This window comes from Planotetraspora phitsanulokensis, from assembly GCF_016863295.1.
Classification (GTDB): Bacteria; Actinomycetota; Actinomycetes; order Streptosporangiales; family Streptosporangiaceae; genus Planotetraspora; species Planotetraspora phitsanulokensis.
The window spans coordinates 90,884-108,398 of sequence record NZ_BOOP01000023.1 but is presented as its reverse complement, the minus strand read 5'-3'; the positions used below and the strand labels follow the sequence as shown (position 1 = coordinate 108,398).

Annotated in this window: 19 protein-coding genes; 14 read left to right on the top strand and 5 right to left on the bottom strand. The window is 70.4% G+C overall.

Translation table 11 applies throughout. The features are described 5' to 3' along the window. The first annotated feature begins 109 nt into the window (after positions 1 to 109). Positions 110 to 1,588 carry an MFS transporter gene (locus Pph01_RS25480; RefSeq protein WP_204075678.1) on the top strand — a complete coding sequence of 493 codons (1,479 nt, stop codon included), beginning with the start codon at positions 110 to 112 and terminating at the stop codon, positions 1,586 to 1,588. 45 nt (positions 1,589 to 1,633) lie between these two features. On the opposite strand, the gene cofC is transcribed toward Pph01_RS25480, so the two are convergent. Then, positions 1,634 to 2,269, bottom strand: a complete 636-nt coding sequence (gene cofC, locus Pph01_RS25475; protein ID WP_239117005.1) for a 2-phospho-L-lactate guanylyltransferase — start codon at positions 2,267 to 2,269, stop codon at positions 1,634 to 1,636. 149 nt (positions 2,270 to 2,418) lie between these two features. Between cofC and Pph01_RS25470 the strand changes: the two genes are divergently transcribed. From Pph01_RS25470 to Pph01_RS25455, 4 genes are all read left to right on the top strand, one after another. Next, entirely contained in the window at positions 2,419 to 3,207 is a 789-nt protein-coding gene (locus tag Pph01_RS25470) for a lysophospholipid acyltransferase family protein (protein WP_239117004.1), read from the top strand. A gap of 66 nt (positions 3,208 to 3,273) precedes the next feature. After that, positions 3,274 to 4,281, top strand: a complete 1,008-nt coding sequence (locus Pph01_RS25465) for an NAD(P)H-dependent glycerol-3-phosphate dehydrogenase (RefSeq protein ID WP_204075676.1) — start codon at positions 3,274 to 3,276, stop codon at positions 4,279 to 4,281. A 5-nt stretch (positions 4,282 to 4,286) separates the two neighbouring features. Then, entirely contained in the window at positions 4,287 to 5,516 is a 1,230-nt protein-coding gene (locus tag Pph01_RS25460) for a trans-sulfuration enzyme family protein (protein ID WP_204075675.1), read from the top strand. Positions 5,517 to 5,556: 40 nt separating this feature from the next. Next, positions 5,557 to 6,672: a D-alanine--D-alanine ligase family protein gene (locus Pph01_RS25455; protein ID WP_204075674.1), complete on the top strand. Its 1,116-nt coding sequence runs from the start codon at positions 5,557 to 5,559 to the stop codon at positions 6,670 to 6,672. A 1-nt stretch (position 6,673) separates the two neighbouring features. Here Pph01_RS25455 and Pph01_RS25450 read toward each other — a convergent pair whose 3' ends face one another. Next, positions 6,674 to 7,120, bottom strand: coding sequence for a DUF3515 domain-containing protein (locus Pph01_RS25450; RefSeq protein ID WP_204075673.1), 447 nt, complete (start codon positions 7,118 to 7,120; stop codon positions 6,674 to 6,676). Between the two features lie 49 nt (positions 7,121 to 7,169). Beyond that, positions 7,170 to 7,403: an Lrp/AsnC family transcriptional regulator gene (locus Pph01_RS25445; protein WP_204075672.1), complete on the bottom strand. Its 234-nt coding sequence runs from the start codon at positions 7,401 to 7,403 to the stop codon at positions 7,170 to 7,172. Positions 7,404 to 7,450: 47 nt separating this feature from the next. Between Pph01_RS25445 and Pph01_RS25440 the strand changes: the two genes are divergently transcribed. The 3 genes from Pph01_RS25440 to thiD all read left to right on the top strand — a co-directional run bounded on the left by Pph01_RS25440 (position 7,451) and on the right by thiD (position 10,314). Further along, positions 7,451 to 8,434, top strand: coding sequence for a thiamine-phosphate kinase (locus Pph01_RS25440; protein WP_204075671.1), 984 nt, complete (start codon positions 7,451 to 7,453; stop codon positions 8,432 to 8,434). A 70-nt stretch (positions 8,435 to 8,504) separates the two neighbouring features. Further along, positions 8,505 to 9,485, top strand: a complete 981-nt coding sequence (locus Pph01_RS25435; protein ID WP_204075670.1) for a hypothetical protein — start codon at positions 8,505 to 8,507, stop codon at positions 9,483 to 9,485. Between the two features lie 37 nt (positions 9,486 to 9,522). Then, the gene (thiD, locus tag Pph01_RS25430; RefSeq protein ID WP_204075669.1) at positions 9,523 to 10,314 is read left to right on the top strand and encodes a bifunctional hydroxymethylpyrimidine kinase/phosphomethylpyrimidine kinase; all 792 of its coding nucleotides are present in this window, start codon (positions 9,523 to 9,525) and stop codon (positions 10,312 to 10,314) included. Between the two features lie 7 nt (positions 10,315 to 10,321). On the opposite strand, the gene Pph01_RS25425 is transcribed toward thiD, so the two are convergent. Continuing rightward, the gene (locus tag Pph01_RS25425) at positions 10,322 to 10,960 is read right to left on the bottom strand and encodes a hypothetical protein (protein ID WP_204075668.1); all 639 of its coding nucleotides are present in this window, start codon (positions 10,958 to 10,960) and stop codon (positions 10,322 to 10,324) included. Between the two features lie 108 nt (positions 10,961 to 11,068). Beyond that, positions 11,069 to 11,254: a 50S ribosomal protein L28 gene (gene rpmB, locus Pph01_RS25420; RefSeq protein WP_203955596.1), complete on the bottom strand. Its 186-nt coding sequence runs from the start codon at positions 11,252 to 11,254 to the stop codon at positions 11,069 to 11,071. Positions 11,255 to 11,465: 211 nt separating this feature from the next. Here rpmB and fakA point away from each other — a divergent pair, with 211 nt between their 5' ends. The 6 genes from fakA to rpmF all read left to right on the top strand — a co-directional run bounded on the left by fakA (position 11,466) and on the right by rpmF (position 17,504). Continuing rightward, on the top strand, positions 11,466 to 13,025 hold the full coding sequence (gene fakA / locus Pph01_RS25415; RefSeq protein ID WP_204075667.1) for a DAK2 domain-containing protein: 1,560 nt from the start codon (positions 11,466 to 11,468) through the stop codon (positions 13,023 to 13,025). A 37-nt stretch (positions 13,026 to 13,062) separates the two neighbouring features. Next, a complete protein-coding gene (gene recG, locus Pph01_RS25410; RefSeq protein WP_204075666.1) occupies positions 13,063 to 15,234 on the top strand; it encodes an ATP-dependent DNA helicase RecG in 2,172 nt (723 codons plus the stop codon). 381 nt (positions 15,235 to 15,615) lie between these two features. Beyond that, entirely contained in the window at positions 15,616 to 16,185 is a 570-nt protein-coding gene (gene rsmD / locus Pph01_RS25405; protein ID WP_204075665.1) for a 16S rRNA (guanine(966)-N(2))-methyltransferase RsmD, read from the top strand. 17 nt (positions 16,186 to 16,202) lie between these two features. Continuing rightward, on the top strand, positions 16,203 to 16,679 hold the full coding sequence (gene coaD / locus Pph01_RS25400) for a pantetheine-phosphate adenylyltransferase (protein WP_204075664.1): 477 nt from the start codon (positions 16,203 to 16,205) through the stop codon (positions 16,677 to 16,679). 71 nt (positions 16,680 to 16,750) lie between these two features. After that, positions 16,751 to 17,323 carry a YceD family protein gene (locus Pph01_RS25395; RefSeq protein WP_204075663.1) on the top strand — a complete coding sequence of 191 codons (573 nt, stop codon included), beginning with the start codon at positions 16,751 to 16,753 and terminating at the stop codon, positions 17,321 to 17,323. A 1-nt stretch (position 17,324) separates the two neighbouring features. Further along, the gene (rpmF, locus tag Pph01_RS25390; RefSeq protein ID WP_203885404.1) at positions 17,325 to 17,504 is read left to right on the top strand and encodes a 50S ribosomal protein L32; all 180 of its coding nucleotides are present in this window, start codon (positions 17,325 to 17,327) and stop codon (positions 17,502 to 17,504) included. The last annotated feature ends 11 nt before the right edge of the window (positions 17,505 to 17,515 follow it).

Sequence of the window (17,515 nt, the reverse complement as noted above, 5' to 3'; positions counted from 1 at the left end):
GAGTTGAGATATATCGTGAGAACGCTGAACTTGTGAATGAGCACTGTTCGATAGTAGAACAGTGCTCATCAATCTGTGAACAGTGTTCTTCTCGCTTCCAGGAGGAGTGATGGTCAATTCCGCCGATGTGACGGCCTCCGGGGCTTCAGCGGCTCCGGTGGCTCCGGCCGGTGAGGCCGCGCCGTACAGGTGGCGCTGGGCGGCTCTGTTCGTGATCCTGGCCGCGGAGGTCATGGACCTGCTCGACGCCATGGTCACCAACATCGCCGCACCCACCATGCGCGCCGACCTCGGTGGCACCCCCGCGACGATCCAGTGGCTGGGCGCCGCGTACACGTTGTCGATGGCCGTTGGCTTGATCACCGGAGGCCGGCTGGGCGACATCTTCGGGCGCAAGCGGATGTTCCTGATCGGCGCCGCGGGCTTCACCCTGGGGTCGCTGGCCTGTGCCGTCGCGCAGTCGCCGGAGATTCTGATCGGCGCCCGCGTCATGCAGGGCCTGTTCGGCGCGGTGATGCTTCCCCAGGGGCTGGGGATGATCAAGGAGATGTTCCCGCCGAAGGAGATGCAGGCGGCCTTCGGGATGTTCGGCCCGATCATGGGTCTTTCCGCCGTGGGCGGTCCGATCCTGGCGGGCTGGCTGGTCGAGGCCGACTACTTCGGCACCGGCTGGCGCATGATCTTCCTCATCAACCTGCCTCTCGGCGCCGCCGCGTTGCTCGCCGGTGCGCGGTTCCTGCCCGAGTCGAGATCGCCGCATCCCCTCAGGCTCGACTTCCCCGGGATCATCCTCGCCTCGCTCGGCGGATTCCTGGTGATCTACCCGCTGGTCCAGGGGCGCGAGAGCGACTGGCCCGCGTGGACGTTCGTCATGCTCGCCGCCTCGGCCGTCGTCTTCGCGGCGTTCGGCTGGTTCGAGTCGCGTAAGAGCCGTCAGGGCGGCGACCCGCTGATCGTGCCCAGCCTGTTCCGCAAGCGGGCCTTCACCGGTGGTCTGCTCACGGGCATGGTCTTCTTCTCGGGCATGGCCGGCTTCATGCTGGTCTTCAACCTCTACACCCAGATCGGGCTGGGCTACTCCACCCTGAAGGCCGGCCTGACGATGGTGCCCTGGTCGGCCGGCATGATCGTCGGCTTCGGGCTCGCCCAGGTCGTACAGAGGTTCGGGCGCAAGGTGCTGCACGGAGGCACCTTGATCATGACCGTCGGCGTGATCGCGGTGCTGTTCACCGTGAACTCCGCCGGGCTCGAGGTCACCCCGTGGCAGCTCGTGCCGGCTCTGGTGGTGAGCGGTGTGGGAATGGGCCTGCTGATGGCGCCCTTCTTCGACATCGTCCTCGCGGGAGTGGAGCAGCACGAGACCGGATCGGCGTCGGGCACGCTCACGGCCGTCCAGCAGTTGGGCAACGCTTTCGGTGTGGCGCTGCTCGGCACGGTCTTCTTCGACCTGCTGGGCTCCATCCCCAGCGGCGCGACCTTCGACCACGCCATGAAGGTCACCCTCTGGGTGGTGGCCGGAATGCTCATCGTGACCTACGCGGTGGCCTTCCTCCTCCCCAAACAAGCCAGAGAAGAGACCCCCGCCTGACCCCAACCCCTCGGGCGTGATCACGCGGGAGAGGCGGGGGCGTGATCACGCACGGAGGATGTGGGGGGCGATCTGGATGGTGGCGGGGCCCAGGCCGAGGGCCTCGGCTTCCTTGAGGTCCTCGACCGTGTCGACGTCCCGCCTGACCGAGGGGATCGCCTCCAGCGCCAACTCCTTCGCGCCGCCCGACAGATGCCTGGCCCTCGACTCGCCCCCGAACCGCGGCCGGAACGCGATTCCCGGTCGCACGCCGTAGAAGGTGGTCCCCACCTCGGCGGCGTCCGGGACGAAGGACTCGTCGAACTCCAGCGCCGCCGTCAGCACCCTCTCCAGCTCCCGTGGGCGCAACGCCGGCAGATCCGCCTGAAGGGCGCCCACGGCGTCGCCCGCCGCCAGCTGTACCGCCTCCGCCGCGCCCACACGTAACGCGGCGTTGAGCCCCCTGTCCGGGTCGTTCACCACATGCGCGCCGAGCGCGGCGAGCCGTTCCGCCGGCACCGGGTCGGCGGTCACCACCACGACGCGCGCCACGAGGGGGCACGCCAGCGCGGCCGCCACCGTGTCGCTCGCGACGGCCACGGCCAGATCGGCCCGGTACGGCCCGGCCGCTCCGGCAAGCCGTGTCTTGGCCCGGATGAGAGTCTTGACCGGCACCACGATGGACCATCGAGCGAGCTGCATAACCTTAAGCATCCCGCCTCGACATTCCGGCGACGCAGCCGGGAGACTTGAGCCGCGCACGGTGACCTGGAGGCCAGGTCGCCGGGGCGCGGCGACGCGACACACGTTGATTCAGCGGCCGTTGGAAACGCGGCCGTGAAGGAGGAGAAGTGAGCCAGCCCAGCGAGCCCACCGGCGAGGTGGAGCAGTCGCCGTCCGGCGAGGCTCGGACACCCGCTTCGAGGCGCAGCTCACGCCCGCCGCGCTTCTGGGAGTTCCTCGCCGTCCTGATCGTGAAGCCGCTGTCGCTGCTGTTCGTCAGGCGGAGATGGCGTGGGGGAGAAAACATCCCGCGCAAGGGCGGCCTGATCATCGCGGCCAACCATCTGTCCTGGTCGGATCCGGTGCTGCTCTCGCACTACCTGTACAACACCGGCCGCTGGCCGATCATTTTGGCCAAGTCGGGGATCTTCAAGGTCCCGTTCCTCGGTCACGCGGTCTCCCAGCTGCGGGCCATCCCGGTCCAGCGCGGGAGCACCGAGGCGACGCAGTCGCTCAAAACCGCCGAGGAGCGGCTCAGGGCGGGCGGCGCCATCCTCTTCTACCCGGAGGGCACGATCACCCGCGACCCCGAGTTGTGGCCGATGGCGGCCAAGACGGGTGCGGCCCGGCTCGCCCTCGCGACAGGTGTGCCGGTGGTCCCGATCGCCCACTGGGGCGCCCAGGAGCTCCTGCCGTACGGCGAGAAGAAGCCGCGGCTGTTCCCCCGCAAGACCTTCCACGTGCTCGCCGGGCCGCCGGTCGACCTGTCGAAGTACGCCGGCCAGCCGATGCGCGGATCGGTCCTGCGTGACGCGACGGCCGACATCATGGCGGCGGTCACCGGACTGCTCGCCGAGATCCGGGATGAGAAGGCGCCTGAAGTCCCGTATGACCCGAAAAACGCTGCGCAGGACTGAGCACGACGTACGGTAGGGAATGGCACGTGACCGCGAGCCTGGGCGATGAGGAGTGGTGAGCGACCAGTGAGTAAGGCGGTCGTCTTCGGTACGGGCTCGTGGGGCACCACGTTCGCGATGATCCTCGCTGAGGCGGGTACCGACACGACGTTGTGGGGCAGGCGGGCGGAGGTCGTCGACGCGATCAACGATCGCCACGAGAACCCCGAGTACCTTCCCGGCGTGAAGCTGCCCGAGACGCTGAGCGCCACTACCGACCACGTCGCGGCCATGGACGGGGCGGACTTCGTCGTCCTCGCCGTCCCCGCGCAGACGTTGCGCGGCAACCTCGCCGAGTGGAAGGACGCCATCCCGCCCGGCGCCGTGCTGGTCAGCCTGATGAAGGGCGTCGAGCTGGGCACCGGCAAGCGGATGAGCGAGGTCATCTGCGAGGTGGCCGAGGTGCCGGAGAGCCGCGTGGCGGTGGTCTCCGGACCCAACCTGGTCCCCGAGCTGGCCCGGAGGCAGCCGGCCGCGGCCGTCGTCGCCTGCACGGACGACGAGGTGGCCGGCAGGCTCCAGGACGCCTGCCACCTGCCGTGGTTCCGCACCTACACGAACGCCGACGTCGTCGGAGTCGAGCTCGGCGGCGCGGTCAAGAACGTCATCGCGCTGGCCGTGGGCGTCGCGGCGGGCATGGGCCTCGGCGACAACATCCGGGCCACGCTGATCACCCGCGGGCTCGCCGAGATCGCCCGGCTGGGCGCGGCCCTGGGCGCCGACCAGCACACGTTCGCGGGCCTCGCGGGGATGGGCGACCTGATCGCGACCTGCACGTCGCCTCTGTCCAGGAACCGCACCTTCGGGGAGAACCTCGGCCGCGGCATGACCCTGGCCGAGGTCGTGGCCGCGACCAAGCAGACGGCCGAGGGCGTCAAGTCCTGCGAGTCCGTGCTCGAGCTGGCCAGGAAACACGACGTGGAGATGCCCATCACCGAGGTGGTCGTGGGAGTGGTCCACGACGGTCTGTCGCCCGGTGAGGCCGCGCTCCTGCTGATGAACCGAACTCCCAAACCGGAGCGATACGGTCTGTGAACTCCATGAGGCGATCGCGGAAGCGGCCCGGGGAGAACACCCGGGCCGTCCATCTGCCCTCGCCTCCGCTGCCCCGGCAGGTCCCGATCGGCCTTCCCGTGTGGCGGACCGCCACGTGGGAGTTCGAGTCGTCCGGTGAGTACGGCGACGTCCTGTCGGGGCGCATGCCGGGCTTCGCCTACAGCCGCATCGACAACCCGACCGTCGCCGCCTTCGCCGCCGGGGTGGCCGCCCTCGAGGGTGCGGCCGCGCCCGACGACGTGGCAGGTGAGGCGTTCCCGTCGGGGATGGCCGCGATCAACACGGTCTTCCTGAGCTTCCTGCGCGCGGGCGCGCACGTCGTCGCGCCCGCTCCCGTCCACGGCGGGACGTACGCGCTGCTGACCGACGTGTTGTCCCGGTTCGGAGTGACCGTGGACTTCGTCGACTACTCCGACCTGCGCCGGGTCCACGCCGCGATGCGGTCGACGACGAAGATCGTGTACGCGGAGGCGCTGGCGCACCCGTCGATGATGGTGGCCGACATCCGCGGGCTCTACCGGATAGCCCGCGAGGCGGGAGCCCTGCTCGTCGTCGACTCCTCCACCGCCACCCCGGTCGTGTGCCGCCCGCTCGAGCACGGCGCCGACCTGGTCGTCCATTCGGCCACCAAGTATCTCGGCGGCCACGACGACAGCACCGGCGGAGTGGTGGTGGGGCGGCGCGACCTGATGGCCCAGATCAGGGAGGTCCGGGTCGCCACGGGCGGCACGCTCTCGCCGGACGACGCGTTCCTCCTGCACAGGGGGCTCGAGACGCTGACCCTGCGCGTGCGGCGGATGTGCGCGACGGCGATGGAGGTCGCCGCCGCCGTGGCCAAGCACCCGGCCGTGCGCCGGGTCGACTATCCGGGCCTGCCGGGCCACCCCGCACACCAACTCGCCCGGCTCGTCTTCGACTCCGGTCCCGAGGGCACCAGGTTCGGCGCGTGCCTGACCGTAATCCCTCACGGGGGGTACACGGCGGGCATGACCCTGGCGGACGGCCTGCGCCTGGCCGGCATCGCGTCCTCCGTCGGCGGCACCCACACCAAGGTGACGCATCTCGCCTCGGTGGCCCGTTCCGACGAGGCGCTTTCCGGTGTCGACGCGGGAGCCGTCCGCTTCTCGATCGGCCTCGAGGACGCCGAGGACCTCATCATGGACGTCACCCAGGCGCTCGACGCTCTGGGTTCAACCAGTACGGCGCGCGGCTGACAAGCCGTTTTGCCTCCCAGACGCGGTAGATTCGGGCATCATGAATGAGGTTCGCGAGTCACGGTCGCGTATACGTGTGGCGGTGGTCTTCGGAGGACGCAACTCCGAGCACGCCGTCTCTCTTATGGGCGCCGGAAGCGTGCTTGAGGCGATCGACCGCTCAAAGTACGAGGTGTTCCCCATCGGCATCGCCCAGGACGGGCGTTGGGTGCTGGTCCCCGGCAGCCAGAGTTATGCGATCGAGGGGGGCCGCCTGCCCTCCGTCGACGAGTCCGGTACGGCTCTCGCACTGCCGTCCGAGTCGGGCTCGCTGGTGGCCCTCGAGCCCGGGCAGATCCCGAGGACCCTCGGTGAGGTCGACGTCGTCTTCCCCGTCATGCACGGTCCCTTCGGCGAGGACGGCACGATCCAGGGACTGCTGGAGATGGCCGGGGTCCGCTACGTGGGGTCCGGGGTGCTGGCCAGCGCCGTCGGCATGGACAAGGCGTACATGAAGCTCGTTCTGCGGGCGGCGGGGCTGCCCGTGGGGCCGTTCGTCACCGTCACCGACCGCGACTGGCGCATCGACCGGGCGAGGGTGCTCAAGGAGGTCGAGGAGCTGGGCTGGCCGGTGTTCGTGAAACCTGCCCGCGCGGGGTCGTCCCAGGGCATCTCCAAGGCCCACGACGTGGAGTCTCTCGAGGCGGCGGTCGAGTTCGCCCGCGCCCACGACCCCAAGGTGCTGGTCGAGGCCGCGATCGTCGGCCGGGAGATCGAGTGCGCCGTTCTCGAGTCGCTCGGGGACGCTCCGGCGGAGGCGAGCATGCCCGGCGAGGTGCTGGTCAGGGGCGAGCACGAGTTCTTCGACTTCGAGGCCAAGTACTACCCCGACCAGATGGCGCTCGACGTGCCCGCCGACATCCCCGCGGAGGCGATCGAGGCGCTGCGCGGCATGGCCGTACAGGCCTTCGAGGCGCTGGGCTGCGAGGGCCTGTCCCGGGTCGACTTCTTCTACACGCCGTCGGGCGAGCTGATCCTCAACGAGATCAACACGATGCCCGGCTTCACGTCCCTCTCTGTGGCCCCGCAGTTGTGGGCCGCCAGCGGGCTGTCATACGCCGATCTCGTCGACCGGCTGATCCAGCTCGCGTACAACAGGCCGGCGGGGCTGCGCTAACTCACTGCGGAATGTTGGTCTTGATGGGCCCGGCGAGATCGACCTGGATCTCCGCCGGCCTGTGCTCGGGGGAGATCGTCAGCTCGACGTACGCCTCGCGGTTGACGGCGGTGTACAGCGCGGGCCGCTGCGGATCGTTGAACCAGCCGACGCCGTCGACGTCCGAGACCTCGGCGGTGGCGGGCATCGCGGCGGGCCGTTCGACGCCGCAGCGCAGGGCGATCTCACCTTCACCCCAGACGGCCACGTACGGCGAGGCGGGCTCGGACGCGACGCGGTCGAGCCCGTCGAGCGTGTGGGGGAGCGCGCCGGCGAGTTTCCGGCATGCGGCCGCGGCCGCTCCCGTGGGAGTGGGCGGCTCGACGCGCACGACGCCGGAGCATCCGGCGAGGACGGTCAGGGCCACGAAGGCGGCTGCCGCTCCGGCGGGCAGGGCTGTTTTGGGCATCGTCTTCCAGATCGGCTGTCCGGTGGCAGTCGACGCCCGCCGTGCCGGACTAGATGTGGACTATGGGACACGTAAGCGTACGCGTGATGCCCTTCACAGCCTGAATCTGGGCCACGACGAGCTTGCCGAGTTCGTCGACGTTGTGGGCCTCGGCCCGGACGATCACGTCATAGGGGCCGGTGACATCCTCGGCCTGTGTGACGCCCGTGATCGACGCGATCTGCCCGGCCACATCGGCGGCCCTGCCGACCTCGGTCTGGATAAGGATGTAGGCCTGCACCATCGCGTCCTCCGGATAGAGATCAGTGCCGGAGCGTAACCGTACCTCGAATGCACAAGGGGTGTGTCATCAGAGTCGGAGATCTTGGTGAATTCGGTGTGATCAGGCGGATTTCGGGACGCCTGCCCCAAGGGTCGGGGGTGATCCTGGGCCCCGGCGACGACGCCGCGATCCTGGAAGCACCTGACGGACGGGTCGTGGTCAGTACCGATCTCCTGATTGAGGGTAGGCACTTCCGCCGCGATTGGTCCAGTGGGTACGACATAGGCAGAAAAGCCGCAGCACAGAATCTTTCCGACATCGTTGCCATGGGGGCCGACCCCACGGCGATCGTGGTCGGCCTGGGCCTGCCCGGTGAGGCGTCGGCCGAGTGGCTCGACGCCCTGACCGACGGCTTCAGGGACGAATGCGCCCTGGTCGGCGCCACGGTAGCCGGGGGAGACATCGCGCGCTCGGACATCGTGGTGATCGGGGTGACCGCGCTCGGTGATCTCGGCGGGCGGACGCCGGTGACCAGGTCGGGCGCGCGTCCCGGCGACGTGGTCGCGGTGGCCGGTCGGCTCGGATACGCGGCCGCCGGCCTCGCCCTCCTCTCGGCGGAGCGGGGGACCACCGAGGTCCCGGACTTCGCGGAGGAGTTCGTCGCCGCCCACCGCAGGCCGGAGCCGCCGTACGCGTGCGGGCCGGAGGCGGCCGGGCTCGGCGCCACGGCCATGCTCGACGTCAGCGACGGGCTGTTGCAGGATCTCGGCCACGTCGCGACCGCCAGTGGGGTGCGGATCGTCCTCGACCCCGCAGCGCTGCCCGTGCCCGAGGCGATGGCCCGGCTCGCCGCCGAGCTGGACGCCGACCCGCTGACCTGGGTCCTCACCGGCGGCGAGGACCACGCGCTCGCCGCCACCTTCCCCCGGGACGTTTCGCTGCCGCCTTCCTGGCGTGTCGTCGGGCAGGTCTCCGACGCGGAGGGAGAGGCGAAGGCCGAGGTCAGCGGACGTGCCGAGACCTCAGGTGGCTGGGATCACTTCCGAGAATGAGGGGAATTTTGTGACAACGATTAATTGGCTCTGTTATTAAGTAGGGCGGTACCAACAGGAAAGGACCCTCATGGGCCGCCACGCGGCAGAACATCCGGCTGGAACGGGACAACCGCAGCTCCCGGACGAAGGAGCGAACACGGTCGTCCGGCCTGGCGATCTGGCGGCGCGGCGGCAGGAGGGTGACGAGGCTCGCCGGAGCGGGTTCCTCGGCTCTGGGCTGAGCAGCGCCCCCAGCCCCGGCGACGACTCCTCGAAGGGGCTGCGCAGGCTTGCCCTCGTGTCGGGCGTCTCGGTCGTGCTGACCCTGGGTCTGATCGTCGGCGGCGTGCAGGTGTTATCCGGGCGCACCGAGCTCACCGTCCAGTCGCTGGGCACGAATTGCGCGGCGCCCGGCCAGTGCGACACCGAGCGGACGGCGGACTCGGCCCCCACGGATGATCACCAGACCGGAGACGGATCGGCGTCCTCCACCCCCAGCGCCTCGGCGGGACGGACGCCGCCCGGCTCGCGCAGCGCCACGCCCGGCTCCACCCCCAGCGTCACAGCCGGCACGACCGCCTCGGCCACTCCGGGCACCACCCCGGCGACCGGGCCGGGGGACTCGCCCACCCGTGACGTCACCACGCAGTCGCCCGAGACGCCGCCGAGCGCCTCGGCGCCGGTCGTCGCCGCCCCTCCTCCCCCTCCGCCTTCGGACGACGGGCAGTCCGAGCCCGAGACCACCCAGCCGGCCGCCTCGGACCGGGTGCGGGTGAGCGTCCGGCTCGACTGGCAGGCCGGAGGCTGGTACGGCGCGAAGGTCACCGTGCACAACGAGGCCGACGACCTCTCCTCCTGGACGGTCGGCCTCCCCCTCGAAGGCTCGGCAGTGCAGGTGGGGGCGGACCACTGGGATCAGAACGGGAACACGCTGTCGATCGGCTCCGACCGGAAGCTGCGGAGCGGACGCGACACCACGGTGAGCCTCACCTTCCGCGGCCGCTTCCAGGCCCCCGGCGGCTGCACCCTCGCGGGAGGCGAGTGCACCGTATCCAGCACCAGCAGGTGAGGCGGGCCCTGCCTGCGGGTCCTGGTTTGATGGGGGCATGACCACCCCTCCACGCGTGCTGACGATCGCGGGCTCGGACTCCGGCGGCGGCGCCGGGATCCAGGCCGACCTCAAGACGATGCTGGCCCTGGGCGTTCACGGGATGAGCGTGATCGCCGCCGTGACGGCCCAGAACTCGCTGGGCGTCCAGGGCTACTGGGAGCTTCCCCCCGAGGCGGTGCGGGCCCAGCTCGACTCGGTCCTCGGGGACATCGGCGCCCAGGCGATCAAGACCGGCATGCTGGCCTCCCCGGTGCTCGTGGAGACCGTCGCCGAGGTGTTGTCCGGCGTCGCCGCCCCCGTCGTGGTGGACCCGGTCGGCGTCTCCAAGCACGGCGACTCCCTCCTCGCGCCCGAGGCCGTGGGCACGGTCAAGACCCGGCTGCTCCCCGTCGCGACCGTCGTGACCCCGAACCTCTGGGAGGTCGCGCAGCTCACGGGCGTCAAGGTCGAGGACGAGCGGGATCTGCCGCGGGCGGCCGAGGCCGTGCTGGCGCTCGGGCCGACGTGGGCGCTGATCAAGGGCGGGCACCTGCCCGGTGAGCCCGTGGACCTGCTCACCGACGGATCCCGGAGTTTCCGCTTCACCGCAGAGCGGCACGACAACCGGCACACCCACGGCACCGGCTGCACGCTCGCCTCCGCCATCGCCTCCTACCTCGCGCTGGGAGAGGACGTCCCGGGCGCGGTACGGCAGGCCAAGGAGTACGTCACCGGGGCGATCGCCCGCGGCTTCCCCCTCGGCGCGGGCATCGGCCCGGTCGACCACGGCTGGCGCTGGAGGTCCTGACCCGGGCTCAGATCAGGCGGGCGAGCGGGTCGGTCGCGAGGCGGCGGAGGATCGCGGCGGTCTGGGTGGCGTGTGCGGCGTCGGGCTCCGGGCGCGTGCCCGACTCGATCGCGTCGGCGAGGGCGTTCAGCTCGGCCGATGGCAGGAGGCCGCGGTCCCTGCCGTGCAGCCGCAGCCGTACGGGCCGGCCCGAAGGGTCCACGGCGATCAGCCGGGGGATCCTGCGACCCGTGGGCACCACCCGGTCGTGCGGATCCCGGACGTACTCCGGGACGGTGTCGATCCGCACCGGCGCGCTCGCCAGATCGGCGCGCCGGGTGGAGAGCGCGCCCGTGAGCTCGAGCGTCGATCCCGACAACGTGGCGCGGCTCCGGAACGTCTGCAACAGGAATGTGACCACGGCCGCCGCGGCGATCATCGCGATCAGCGCGAAGAAGGCGGCGAACAGGACGGCTCCTCCGTAGAGGATGCCTCCGTTGTCGATCGAGTCGGACAGGCCGGTTTCGGCGTCGACCGCGAAGAAGGCGGACGCCACGAGGGCGCCGACGCCTACGACGCCCGCGAGGATGCCGAGGAAGAAGATCCCGAAGACCGAGGCGGCGATCTTCTGCCCCCTGGTCGCGTGAACGCTTATCCGAGTGATCACAGTTCGGATGCTAACCGCGGCCCTCGCGCGGCGGAGCGTTCGTCGCGGAAACAGCAGGCAACGCGAAAGCCCGCCACCTCGCGGTGACGGGCTCGGCGGTACCTCAGGTCAGCGGGTGACCTTTCCTGCCTTGATGCAGGAGGTGCAGACGTTGAGCCGCTTCGGCGTCCCGTCGACCACCGCGCGCACAGTCTGGATGTTCGGGTTCCAGCGGCGGCGAGTACGGCGGTGCGAGTGGGAGACGTTGTTGCCGAAGATCGGCTTCTTGGCGCAGATGTCGCAGACGGAAGCCACGGTGAATCGCTCCTTCAAAATCAGTCGATCGGCCCGGTCCGCGTCGAGAGCGGCCCATCCGAGCAATGCCGGGACAACCGGCTGGCCAGACGAGGATATCCGATGTCAGCCGCTGCACACCAAACGGAGATCCCGGCGAACGGGGATAATCTCGTATCCGCCAACGGTAGCGCATTGGGGGAGGAGCGCGCCTGGAAGGAAGGACAGCGGGATGCTGGACGTGCTCGACCCCCCTGCCGTGCGGCGCTGGTTCCGGCACTGCGCGGACGCACTCGGCAAGGCCAGGGCGGAGATCGACGCCCTCAACGTGTTCCCCGTGCCGGACGGCGACACCGGAACGAACCTGCATCTCACGCTGCTCTCGGCCGCCGAGGCGCTGGACGGCCTGCCTGGCGACGCGGGCAGCGACAGCACCTGGCAGACGCTCGCCCGCGGCGCTCTGCTCGGGGCCAGGGGCAACTCCGGCGTGATCGTCAGCCAGGCCATCAGGGGCCTGGCCGAGGTGCTCAGGCAGGCCGAGGGCCGCGGAGCCGATCTCCGCGACGGCCTGGTCAAGGCGGCGGAGCTGGCGAGGGCCGCAGTCGTCCGCCCCGTCGAGGGCACGCTGCTCAGCGTCCTGTCCGCGGTGGCGGGAGCCGTACGGGACGCCCCCGACGACCTCGCCGAGGTGGCGAGGCGGGCGGCGGAGGAGGCGCGCAGGGCCCTGCGCAGGACCACCGGGCAGCTGGAGGTGCTGGCGCGCAACGGCGTGGTGGACGCGGGAGCCGCCGGGCTGGCGATCATCCTGGAGAGCCTGACCGAGGTGGTCTCCGAGGCCTACAGCGACAGGCACGAGGTGCCGGCGCCGACCGAGAAGATCACCGCCGTGGCGGACACGGGGGCGGGCTACGAGGTCATGTACCTCCTCGACGCCGAACAGGCCGACGTCGACCGGCTCACAGGCGTGCTCGACGCACTGGGCGACTCTCTGGTGATCGTCGGGGGAGACGGCCTGTGGAACGTCCACGTCCATGTGGACGACGCGGGCGTCGCGATCGAGGCCGCGCTGGGCGTGGGGCGACCGCACCGCATCCGCGTCACCTACCTCGGCGCCCGCACGCACGAGCCGAGCCACGGGCGGGGCGTGGTGGCGGTCGCGGCGGGCGACGGCCTGACCGCGCTGTTCCGCCAGGCGGGGGCCGTCGTCGTGCGGCGCGACCCCGGCTCGACGCCGCCCCTGGCGGCCGTGCTGCAGGCGATCAGGGAGGCCGGGACCGAGGTCGTGGTCCTGCCCAACGACGGCGGCGTGCAGGCCGTCGCGGCCGCCGCCGCGGAGGTGGCGCGCGAGGAGGGCGTCACGGTCAGCGTGCTGCCCACGAAGGCGTCGGTCCAGGGGCTCGCGGCCCTGGCCGTGCACGACCCCCTCCGGCGCTTCGACGACGACGTCGTCGCGATGACCGACGCGGCGGGCCACACCCGTCACGGTCACGTGTGGGTCGCCGACCGCGAGGTGATGACCAGCGCGGGGCTCTGCGGCCCCGGGGACGTGCTCGGGGTCGTCGACGGTGAAGCCGCCCTCATCGGCGCCGCCCTCGCGAGCACGGCCGTCGAGGTGGCCCGTCGCCTGCTGTCGGGAGGCAGTGAGCTCGTGACGCTCGTGACGGGCGAGGACGCCCCCGACGACGTCCTGCGGGCCGTCCAGGACCATCTGGAACGCGCCCGGCCGGACGTCGAGGTGACCGTCCTCGCGGGAGGTCAGGGCGGTTATCCGCTACTCATCGGCGTCGAGTGAGCCGCATTGTCGGTGGTCGGGGGTAGAAACTGGTGCCGTGACAAGGTTCGACGAGCCGCTGAAGAAGGCCCTCGGCGACAAGACGGCCGCTCCACTGGAGAGCGCGCTGGGCATCGCCACGGTCGGTGAGCTGCTGCGGCACTACCCGAGGCGGTATGCGCAGCGCGGCGAGCTGACCCCGATCGCGTCGCTCGAGCACGACGAGCACGCGACCGTCGTCGGCAAGGTGTCGGCCGCGATGCGCCGCCCGATGAAGAACCGGCAGGGCACCTGGCTCGACGTCCAGGTCACCGACGGCAGGGACAAGCTGCATCTGGCGTTCTTCGGCAAGGGGGCGTACGTCGCGGAGCAGCGGCTGACGCCGGGCACCGAGGCCATGTTCTCCGGCAAGGTCAACATCTTCGCGAGCGGGAAGACGCGGCGGGTGTCGCTCACGCATCCCGACTACGAGTCGTTCGACGAGACGCCGGAGACCGCGGAGGAGTTCGCGACCGCGCCTGTGCCGATCTATCCCTCCGCGCAGGGCCTGGCCACCTGGAAGATCCGCCGGGCCGTCCGCACCGTGATCGACGTGCTGAGCCTGGAGGACCCGCTGCCCGCCGAGGTCCGCGAACGGCACGGGCTGTCCCCACTGGAGGCCGCGCTGCGGCAGATCCACCGCCCGCGTGACATGGGGGAGGTCTCCAAGGCGCGGCGCCGCCTGAAGTTCGACGAGGCGTTCGTCCTGCAGGCGGTGCTGGTGCGGCGCAGGCTCGCCGCGTCCGCCTGGCCGGCCAGGCCGCGGCCGGGTGCCGACGACGGGCTCCTGCGGGCGTTCGAGGGGCGGCTGCCGTTCCAGCTGACCGAGGGGCAGCTGGCGGTCGGCGAAGAGATCGCCGCGGACCTCTCGCTGGAACACCCCATGCACCGGCTCCTCCAGGGCGAGGTGGGCGCGGGCAAGACCGTGGTGGCGCTGCGGGCCATGCTGCAGGTCGTCGACTCCGGCGGTCAGGCCGTGCTGCTCGCCCCCACGGAGGTGCTCGCCCAGCAGCACCACAGGTCGATCGTGAAGATGCTCGGCGACCTCGCCACCGGCGGCATGTTCGGCGGCACGATGGTCGCCCTGCTCACCGGCTCGATGGGCGCGGGGGGACGCAGGAGCGCCCTGCTGGACGCCGCCTCGGGCAACGCCGGCATCGTGGTCGGCACCCACGCGCTGCTCCAGGAGCATGTCCAGTTCGCCGATCTCGGCCTGGTCGTGGTCGACGAGCAGCACCGGTTCGGCGTGGAGCAGCGCGACGCCCTGCGCGAGAAGGGCGGCGGGGGCAGGCCGCACGTCCTGGTGATGACCGCGACGCCCATTCCCCGGACGGTCGCGATGACCGTCTTCGGCGACCTGGAGGTCTCCACGCTCACCCAGCTGCCCTCCGGCCGGGCGCCGATCTCGACGCACGTGGTGCCCGCGGCCGAGAAGCCGCGCTTCCTCGACCGCACGTGGGAGCGGGTACGCGAGGAGGTCGGCCTCGGCCGGCAGGCCTACGTCGTCTGCCCCCGCATCGGCGACCAGGAGGGCGACGAGGGGGATCTCGACAAGCCCGGCTCCGAGGAGGAGCGCAGGCCCCCGCTGGCGGTCCTGGACGTCGCCGAGGCGCTCACCGCCGGCCCTCTCCAGGGCCTGCGGATCAAGGTGCTGCACGGCAAGCTGCCACCCGAGGAGAAGGACGCGGTGATGACGGCGTTCAGCCGCGGGGAGGTCGACGTCCTGGTGGCGACCACGGTCATCGAGGTGGGCGTCGACGTGCCGAACTCGTCCGTGATGATCATCATGGACGCCGACCGTTTCGGCGTATCGCAGCTCCACCAGCTGCGCGGCCGCGTCGGCCGGGGCGGCCTGCCGGGGCTGTGCCTGCTGGTGAGCGAGGCTCCGGAGGGAACCCCAGCGCGGGCCCGGCTGGACGCGGTGGCGGGCACGCTGGACGGGTTCGAGCTGTCGCGGGTGGACCTGGAGCAGCGCCGTGAGGGCGACGTCCTCGGCGCCGCACAGTCCGGCCGCAAGTCGTCGCTGAAGATGTTGCAGCTGCTCAGGGATGAGGACGTGATCGAGGCCGCCCGGGCGGAGGCGACGACCGTGCTGGTGGGCGATCCCGAACTGGACTCCCATCCGGCCCTGCGGTCGGAGCTCGACGCGATGGTGGCCGATGAGAAGGCGGAATACCTGGAAAAGGCATGAACCCTGCAAGACCCGCTCAAAGGCGGAAGATCTCGGAAAGGCCGCAAATAGCTGCCAGACGCTGACGCGCCGACAGCGCGAGCGCTTAAATGACCCAGGGCCCAGCCATGGGACGGCCTCCCCCCGAATGCCGTCCCCGGCTGGGCCCACCCTCGGGTCAGGTGCCGAGGGCGCCGACGTGCGGAAGGGCTCACGATCACGTCGGCCGGCCTTCCCCTGGGTCACCTGAAGGCCGCAGAACTCATCATGCGGATGCCGCAGGCCTCGCGATACCGCTCTTACTCATTCCTCGCTCCCTCTTGCCCACTCTTGACCAAAGACGATCTCCGCGGGATCCGGGCCGCGGAGCGGGACGGCCGGGCCGGACGGGACAATGAACGGATGACGCGGGTGATCGCAGGGACCGCCGGAGGCCGCCGGCTCGCCGTTCCCCCAGGTGGCGCGACCAGGCCCACCAGTGACCGGGCCAGGGAAGGCCTGTTCTCCACGGTGGGATCGATGTTCGGCTCGCTCGAGGGGCTGCGGGTGCTCGACCTCTACGCGGGGTCGGGGGCCGTCGGTCTCGAGGCGCTCAGCCGGGGCGCCGTGCACGCGCTGCTCGTCGAGTCGGACGCGAGAGCCGTACGGACGATCAGGGGGAACATCGCCTCCCTCGGCCTGCCGGGCGCCGTGCTCGCGCCGGAGAAGGCCGAGCGGGTGGTGGGCCGCCCCTGCGAGGAGCCGTACGACTTCGTCTTCGCCGATCCGCCCTACGCCGTGACGGACGAGGCGGTCACCAGGCTGCTCGAGGCGCTCAGGGACAACGGCTGGCTGGCCGGGGACGCACTTGTGGCGGTGGAGCGGGAATCCAGGGGGAAGGACCTGGTGTGGCCGCGTGGGTTCGAAGAAGACAGGGTCCGTCGGTACGGCGAAGCGTCCGTTTGGTACGGTCGCGCCGCCGGGAACCCGTAAACCGTGGGGGTGCGCCTTTGCGTCGCGTCGTCTGTCCGGGGTCGTTCGACCCCGTGACCAACGGACATCTGGACATCATCGGCCGGACGTCACGGCTCTATGACGAGGTCGTCGTCGCCGTGCTGATCAACGTCGAGAAGAAGAGCCTGTTCACCGTCGACGAGCGCATCGAGATGCTCACGGCGGTGACCAAGGAGTACGGCAACGTCCGTGTGGAGAAGTTCCACGGACTTCTGGTCGACTTCTGCAAGCAGCAGGGCATCCCGGCGATCGTCAAGGGACTGCGGGCGATCAGCGACTTCGACTACGAGTTGCAGATGGCCCAGCTGAACTACCGCATGTCGGGTGTGGAGACGCTGTTCATGTCGACCAACCCGGAGTACTCGTTCCTGTCGTCGAGCAGGCTGAAGGAGATCGCCCGCTACGGCGGCGACGTCTCCGGGCTGGTTCCCGACCTGGTGAAGGAGCTGCTCGTGGAGCGGCTCAGAGGCTGACAGCGGGCTGGTATTCTTTCCTTTCAGCCTTGCACGACGGCGGTTGTTCGCCATGCCTAAACGAGAGCAGGATGACTCAGCGCAGCCTCGACCCCCGAGCCCCTTGGGTGATCTCCACTCATGATCTGGGACGACGACCGGGGTCGATGCGCAAGATGACTCCCGTTCTCCCGGCGCCGGTGGATCTCGCGGTCGGAATGATCGGCGTCCCCAAGGACGCCGACGTCGAGCTGGACATCCGGCTCGAGGCGGTGATGGAGGGCGTGCTCGTCACGGGCACGGCGCGGGCTCCGCTCCACGGAGAATGCTCGCGCTGCCTGGACCCGTTGACCTCGGAGATCGAGGTCGACTTCCAGGAGCTCTTCTATTACTCGGCGGACGACGCGCTTCTTGGAAGCGCGGGGGGAGAGGACGACCTCTTCCTCGATGGTGAGTTGCTCGATCTCGAGCCGGTATTCCGTGACGCGGTGGTGCTCGCACTGCCGCTGAGCCCGGTCTGCAGCGATGACTGCGCCGGACTGTGCACGGTATGCGGGGTCAAGCTGGCGGAGGCCGGCCCTGACCACGGTCACGAGAAGCTCGATCCACGCTGGGCGTCGCTGCAGGGTTTGGTTGTGGACAACGAAGACGATCAGGAGGGTTGACGTGGCCGTCCCCAAGCGGAAGATGTCGCGGAGCAACACCCGCGCCCGCAGGGCCCAGTGGAAGGCCGCTGCGGTGTCACTCGTGAGCTGCCCCCAGTGCCGCTCGCCGAAGCGCCCGCACGTGGCGTGCCCCACATGTGGCACCTACAACCGCCGTCAGGTCATCGAGCCGTCGGCCTGATCGCGCGCTGA